Source organism: Saccharopolyspora sp. NPDC050642, from assembly GCF_040654735.1.
Lineage (GTDB): Bacteria > Actinomycetota > Actinomycetes > Mycobacteriales > Pseudonocardiaceae > Saccharopolyspora > Saccharopolyspora elongata.
Genome location: NZ_JBFAIN010000083.1, coordinates 1 through 7,529, shown reverse-complemented (window position 1 = coordinate 7,529; position 7,529 = coordinate 1). Strand labels below are relative to the sequence as shown.

Below are 7,529 nucleotides of genomic sequence, written 5' to 3'. Positions count from 1 at the left end.
AACATGTAATAAGCCACCACATTCACAAGACCATCATCACCCCCAGAAACCACTCCCACCTCACGCGCCCGCATATCAGCAATCAGACCATCTACGAGAACTTGCCGCCCCTCATCCCGCATCCTCCGCAACCCAGCCTCCGCATCAGCGATAAACGCACTCAGCTCAAACTCCGCCCCAGACTGCCCTGACCGCCCCGCTACCTGAGCGGACTCACCAACAAACGAAACCCCTCCCCCAGCAGACAATGCCTCAGCCCGCCGCCGCGCAGCCTTCCTCGCCCGAGACGCACTCTGGTATTGCGCCTCCTGTTGGCGCAACCGCAGATCCTTCGCCTCAAGGCTGTTGAACTCCTCCTGCGCCGACTTAATACTCTCCTGCAGCGCCTCCCACTCCCCCCGCCCAGCCGCATCCAACGCCGGCGCCCCCGCCAACTCCAACTCCAACTCCAACTCCAACTCCAACTCATCCTGCCTAGCATTTAGACCCTCCAGCGACTGCTGCAACTCCTCCATCCGCGCACGCCGCGCAGCCTTATTACGGTCCCGACTCTTACTTGCTTTCGGGGCCGGCTGTACTCCCCCCGCAGAGCGCGACACAGCATCCGCCGAAGATCCCGACGCACCGCCCCCTGCCTCAACCCCCTGTCCCGCAACCCCACCCGGCTCCGGACCCGCACCCGCACCGATATGCGGCAGCCGGCTCATCTGGCGCACCAGCCGTGCACGCAGTCCCGCAGCCGCTTCGTCATCATTCGGGAACCTCAGGAACTGACGCGCCATCAGCACCCGAGCCACCGGGTACCCCCGAAGCGCGCCCAAAAGGCTGTCCGCGCGCACAAACGCCTCGTCCACCTTCTGCTCGCGGTCCTGCCGAGCCTCCTCCAACTCCCGCCGCGCAACCCTGTAGGACTCCAACAGATCAGGGGTCGTCCCACCTTCCACACTGGACGCGGATACTTGTGCGGTTCCCGCGGGATTGTCGTGTCCGGCCTCCCTCGGTTGCTGCAGCAGGTTGCGCGCGAGAGCCCGCAACAACACCTCCGCGGAATCCCGGGCATCCACCTGCAGATCCGGTATCACCGACAACGCTTCCGGACTACCGCTCATAAGATGAGCGGCAATCGTCACAAGGGCGTCGTGCCGCTTGTCTCTGCTCAATGCCGCAAGGAAAACCCTTTCCCGATCGCGACCAGGAGCACCGATAAGGTCCTCATACGTGGCGCGCACCCGTGCCCTCGCGTCAACGAGGTTCCGGGCCTCGTGGCGTTGTTCGGCCTCCTCAAACCGACTCGCAGCAACCGACAACCCCTCGAGCGACCACACCACCGCCGACCGGCCCCCCAGCGTGGGCTCATCGTGCGGCTTCGCACGATGCTCCGGACCGGTCCCGGGCATCATGTCCGGGACCGACACACCGCCGACGGTCTCCGCCGCAGTCGCCGCCCCACCGAAGCCAGCGCCCCCCTCGACCGGAGCCGCCATCCCGGGCGGCACCGTCGCGGCCGCCAGAACCGGGGCACGCCGCTGTCCCTGGCTATCGACCACGAGCACCGAATAGTAGGAGAACCGTGCATCAACCCCCAGATCCGGCGGAAACTCGAACACCACATCGTCCACCGACACATGCCACGCCCGAATCGACAACGACCCAGCACCCGGCCAGCCCACCACCAACACCGCAACGCCCGGCAGACCCTCCATAAACCCATCCACCACCGTCGCAGTCAGCACCCCCCGCACGTCCGCACCGCCCGGAAGTTCATCCATCAACACCGGCAACAGCCCACCGTCGAACCGCGCCCCCCTATGAGCCAACGCCGTAACAAACGCATCCCGCGCCGCAGACCCACCCACCACCGCCCTCCACGCCATCCGCTCAAAACCCCCCGCTATAGCCGTCAACAGCTCGACAGCAGTACCCCCAACACCCCGCAACTCCGGCGTCTGCTCCACCACCCGCAACGCAAACGGCCGCCCTGCCAGCACATAGCCCACAAATTGATCAACACCCTCCCGCACTCCCAGACCGTGCAGGACTTCACGCACCGCAGCCGGCAACTCGGCATACGCTTCGGCCACCTCCCCCATCGCCGACTCAACATCCGCCGCCACCCCCCGACCCTCAGCCGCAGCCAACCGCGACACCACATCGCCCAACCCATCCCACGACCACACCAACCCACCAAACCCCGCATCGAAACCAGCCCCCGGCCCGTCAACACGTTGCCGCTTCTCCGGAGGCTCCACAGCCTCCCGCTTACGCTGATCAGATCTTTCGTGCCCGGATCCGGCACCCGCGGGCTGCTGACCACCACCGGAGCCACCAGCGGACGGCCCCAGCCTTCGCCTTACATTCTCCTCGTGCTTCTCAAGCGCACCCAAATACGAATTCACCCAAGCAGGCCTCGGCTCCGACGGCGGCACATCCGCCGGAGCCGCAAGTCGACTGGAAACCCTAGGCACCGCCCCAAAACCACCGCGCCCGGATCCGGCCCCCGCAGGCTGCTGACCACCGCCGGAGCCACCAGCGGACGACGCCAGCCGTTGCCTTAGCTTCTCCTGGTACCGATCAAACGCACCCATCAACGAACTCAACACAGCAGCCCTCGACTCCGACTGCACATCCGCCGGAGCCGCAAGTCGACGGGAATCCCCAGTCCCTACCCCAGAACCACCACGCCCGGATCCGGAATCGATCACCACCCCACTCGCCACTGACGACTCGGCAACTTCCGACGCCGCACCAAGCTCCTTCGCGGCCGCCGCCAGCAAGCTCCGATCCATACCGCCCGAAACAACAGCTCTCAGCAACGAGTTGGCGTCACGAGTGACGACGAAATGCTTAATCTGTGGCGTTTGCAGCGCCAGCTTCTGTGCCATCGAGCCACTCATCAATGCCTCGGCGACGAACCTGTTGATCGCGCCCTGAACCACCTGGTCCCGGCCGAGCAAGACCTGACGGTCCTCCCGGCTGAGCTTGTTATAAGCGCTGACCACCTCCTGCTTCGCCGCAGCTAAATCCGACCGCAGCCTGGTCAAAGCCCCCGACCGAGCGGTCAAGGCCGGCCCCCAGAAGCGCGACTCGTGCCGGTCCATAGCTCTGACCGCCGCCCGCAATCCCGCAGGCAGGAGATCATCCCTCGCCTGAGCCACTTTCGGACTTTCGGATCCCGACTGCGGGATCAATTTGGCGACGACGTCCAGCAAGGCTGCGGCGACACCCCTGGGTGAGCCGGGACTTGCCCCGCCGGTCCAGCCGTCGGTGTCGCCCCACGATGGGGCGTCGTGGAACGACTCGGTCTTCGCCATCACCCGCAACGCAAACGGATTCAACGCCAACACATGCGCGACGAACGTCTCCACAGCCTCCCGCCTGCCCCACGGCAGCTCATCCAAGAGACCCCGTGCGCCTTCACTCACAAGGTTGCCCTCGAACGCCATAAGCACCGCATGTTTGGCTTTGACCAGATGTCCTGCCGTCGCCTCCCGCGCCGTCTCGTCGGGCACCGCGCCCGTCGACGGCAGAGCCCAGCGCTTCGCCCCAGTCGCATCACCCAGCTTCCGCGCCACCTCCTCCAAACTCTCGAACGTCAACGCCTCAACCGGCCCAACCGGCGTCCCTGCAACATTCCCCGACGCCCCAGTCACGTGCGCCAGCACCGCCAGCCACCCCGCCATCGGAATCCGGCTCACACCGTTGTGAACCAAGCCCGCCAGCTCCCGTGTCCCCTTGATCGCCTCCACGGCCTCCGGCGTACCCGCCTCGATATGCACGGCAACCGTGCTGACAGGAATCGCGGACGCCTCACTAAACGCGGCCGGAAGCAGCCCTCTCCCCGCGGCGCCCAACGAAACCCCGCCAAGCTTAGACGTGGCTTTCCGCAAATCCGAGCTGCTAAGCAGCAGGCCATCAAGCTCATCTGCCAGGGACTTCAACCCGCCAGGGCTCAAGTCCAACGGACGCAGAACCGCCGGAGCCCGTCGACTGAAACTCCCGGCCCCCGCGGGCCGCTGACCGCCGCCGGAGTCGCCAGGGCCTCCGCCCCGAAGTCCGGGCCGGTTTTCTAGCCTGCGCGGCGACAGAGCCCACCCCGGGTCCACCGTCCCCAGGACGAACCCCAACTCCGTGGCGTACCTCTCCAGACGCTCACCCCGCCACCGCATCGTCACGTGCTCATGAGCAACCAAGCGGGCAATGACCTCAGCGACGTCACGGTCACCGGTCAGGTTGGTCTCGCCCACCACGCGACGGGCCAGCTCCAACGCCGCGATGAACTCCGGATCGTCTGGCCGGTAAGTGTTCGTGAGCTCCGCCGAAGCGGCGTGGATCTCCGCCTCGGTGGTCAACGGTGTACGGCCATCCCCGCGCTTCGCCGACGGTGCGTACGACGGGTCAACAAACTCTGGGCGCAGTGCGCGGCGACCGCGCAAGATCTCCACAGCGTCGGCGTCCACAGTGGCCCGCCGCTCCCGCACTCGCTTCTCGATCTGCTCGAACGCCGCGTCGTAACTTCCATCGGCCAGCAACCGATCGGTGTCGCCGTGGCGTATCAGGATGTCCCGCGCCATCCTGCCCGGGAAATTGTTTTCGGGGACCTCCGGTACCTGCGGCGTGGGCGCCGGTTCGATGGCATCCGGGTCGCGGTCCCGGTCGTCCTGATCGTCCTGATCGTTCGAGCGGGTCTTCTCGTCAACGACCTCCGCCGTGGTCTTCTCCTCGCCGGTCTCCGCCGCGGTCTTCTCGCCGCGGGTCTCCGTCGCGGTTTTCTCCTTGAGGTTCTCCGGCGCGGTTTTCTCGCCGCGGGTCGCCGGCAGACCCCGCCCCTTCGCGAGACCGAACCAGTCCCGCGGGTTCCACGAACCCGGATCCGGCTGCACCCCCAGCAACTCGGCCACCACCGACGCGATCTCGCGCGCCCGGTCACCCTGCCGGGGCTGGCGAAGCAGCAACTCATACAACCCCAGCAACGTTTCCGGCCCGTACCTGCCCGTCAACGCCAACTGATCAACCCGGCCAGGCAGGATCGTGTTCAACCACATGAACGACGTGATCCCGGCGTTGGCCAACCGCAGATCCTTCTTCGGCTTAGCCGCATACGCCCGCAACTTCGCCGGCAACGCCTCCGGATCCCCCAACAACCCCGCATACATCCGCAAATCCGGATCAGCAGCAACCAACATCGCCAACAACTCACGCCGCGACCCCGGCCCCGAACCCACACCCGGCCCCGGCGCCCGACCACCACCAACCTTCCCCACCCGCGACGAGTCAGCACCATCACCGACACCCGCGGCCGCCGTCACCTCCCGCACCCCACCAGAACGGGAACCATCACCGACCCGGCCCGGCATCCCCGGACCCACCGTCCCAGCCCTCAACGACGGCACCACACCCGAACCAGCCGACGTCCCACCCGATCCGGCGGACGTCCCACCAGACGTACCCGACCCGGCGGACGTCCCCACCGGCACAGAACCCGACGTCCCCACCGGCGCAGAACCCCCGGTAGTACCGGTCGCAGCAGCCGCGGGGACACCCGAGCCAGCCGCCGCAGGAACCTGCGAAACCGGAGCCGCCGCCGGAGTCTGCGAAACCGGAGCCGCCGCCGGAGCGGTCACCGGCGCCTGGCCGGAACCCTGACCCGTCCCCGAACCAGAACCCGACCCGGTGCCGGTGCTGGCGGCCGGGGCCTGGATCGGTGCCGGGGTCACGCCGTCGCGGCCACCCTCGGTACCGGAGTCGACCGCGGCATGGGAAACGACCGGAGCAGAAGGAATCCGCGCCGACGTCGACTCACCGCCAGACTCACCGGCCGACTCCCGACCACCGCCAGGCACGCCGACCGACCCACCGGCCCGCTCACCGCCAGGCGTGCCGGTCGACTCGCGACCACCGCCAGACTCGCCGCCGCTCTCGCCCCTGGGCTCAACCCCGCGTTCACCAACGCTGGCCGACCCACCGGCCCGCTCACCGCCAGGCGTGCCGACCCGCTCGCCACCACCAGACTCACCGGTGAACCCGCGATCACCAGACTCACCAGCCGACTCCCGACCACCGCCAGGCACGCCGGTCGACTCACCGACCCGCGCACCGCCAGACACATCACCACGTTCGCCGCCAGGCTGACCGGCGGGCTCGGAGCTCGGGTTGGCCTGATTGCGGGTGACAACCTCACCGGCGTTGGGTGCCGACCCGGAACCTGCCCCGTGGGACTCGGACTGCGCGGAACCACCGAACCCCTCGTTCCCGGGGGTGCGGGCAGAGTGCGTGACGACCTCGCCAGGGCTGCCATCGCCGGTGACGCCTGACTGCGGAACATCCTGCCCCGACGGAACCTGCCGATGACCTTCCGGCACCCGCTGCTGCCCGCCACCAGACTCTTCCCGGACGGCCGCGGACCGCCCCGGATCACCCGACGCGGCCGGGACCTGCGCATCCGGCGTGGCCGGGACCTGGGCATCCGGCTGCCCCGGCCGCGACGCAACAACACCCACCGGATCCACCACAGCCTTGGTGCCCGGCACACCCCCAGCACCGACCCGCTCACCCGGCACACCCCGGCCACCAGAGGTTTCCCCACCCCCAGACACAGCACCAGAACCCTCGACAACACTGATGTGGCGGGGCTCGCCCACCGAGGCCGAACTGTGCTCGTCGCCGCCGGGCTGGTGCCGGCCGTTACCCGGCAACACGGCATCCCGGCCCCCACCAGAACCACCGGAATCGCCCTGACCAGAGGAACGGGCGGAGATAGCCGGTGGGACGCTGGTCCCGCCGGCCAACGACCCCAACCCCGGCCCACCAACACCACTACCACTGCCGGACTCGCCACTACCACTGCCAGACTCGCCACTACCACTGCCGGACTCGCCGCTACCGCTACCGGACTCGCTGCTGCCGCTACCGGACTCGCTGCTTGCGTCGTCCGCGTCCTCGTCACTGCCGTAACCGGACTCGCCGCTACCGCTACCGGACTCGCTTGTGGCGTCGTCCGCGTCCTCGCCGCTGCCGTAACCGGACTCGCTGCTATCGCCGCCGGACTCGCTGCTTGCGTCGTCCGCGTCCTCGTCACTGCCGTAGCCGGACTCGCCGCTGCTACCGCCGGACTCGCTGCTACCGCTACCGAACTCGCTGCCCGCGTCGTCCGCGTCCGCGTCGGCGTCCTCGTCGCTGCCGTAGCCGCTATCAGCATCCTCATCGCCCGGGACATGCTTGTTGGCTTCCTGGTCCAACACCAGCCCGCTCAGACCCGCCCCCGCCTTCTCCCCCGCGATCTCAGCCACCCCCGAAGCCGCACCCGCGGTAAACGCCGCCGGATTGAACGCGAAATCACCCAAAATCCCGGTCGCGACCATCTCGGTAACGCCCTCATGCAAGCCCTCACCACCAATCCGCGCCCACGGACTGGCAAACCACCCATCCACCGCGTCTGGCTTACCGCCCGCATGCTTCACCCAATCCTTGATCGCACCCTTCAGCTTCGGCAGCGCCCCCATCGCCCCGAACGACAACACCGACCCCACCGC

Annotated in this window: 1 protein-coding gene; it reads right to left on the bottom strand. The window is 67.7% G+C overall.

Translation table 11 applies throughout. From position 1 onward, the window contains the following. A partial coding sequence (locus AB0H93_RS44060; RefSeq protein WP_358582898.1) for a hypothetical protein occupies positions 1-5,183 on the bottom strand: 5,183 nt, incomplete at its 3' end. Positions 5,184-7,529: the final 2,346 nt, after the last annotated feature.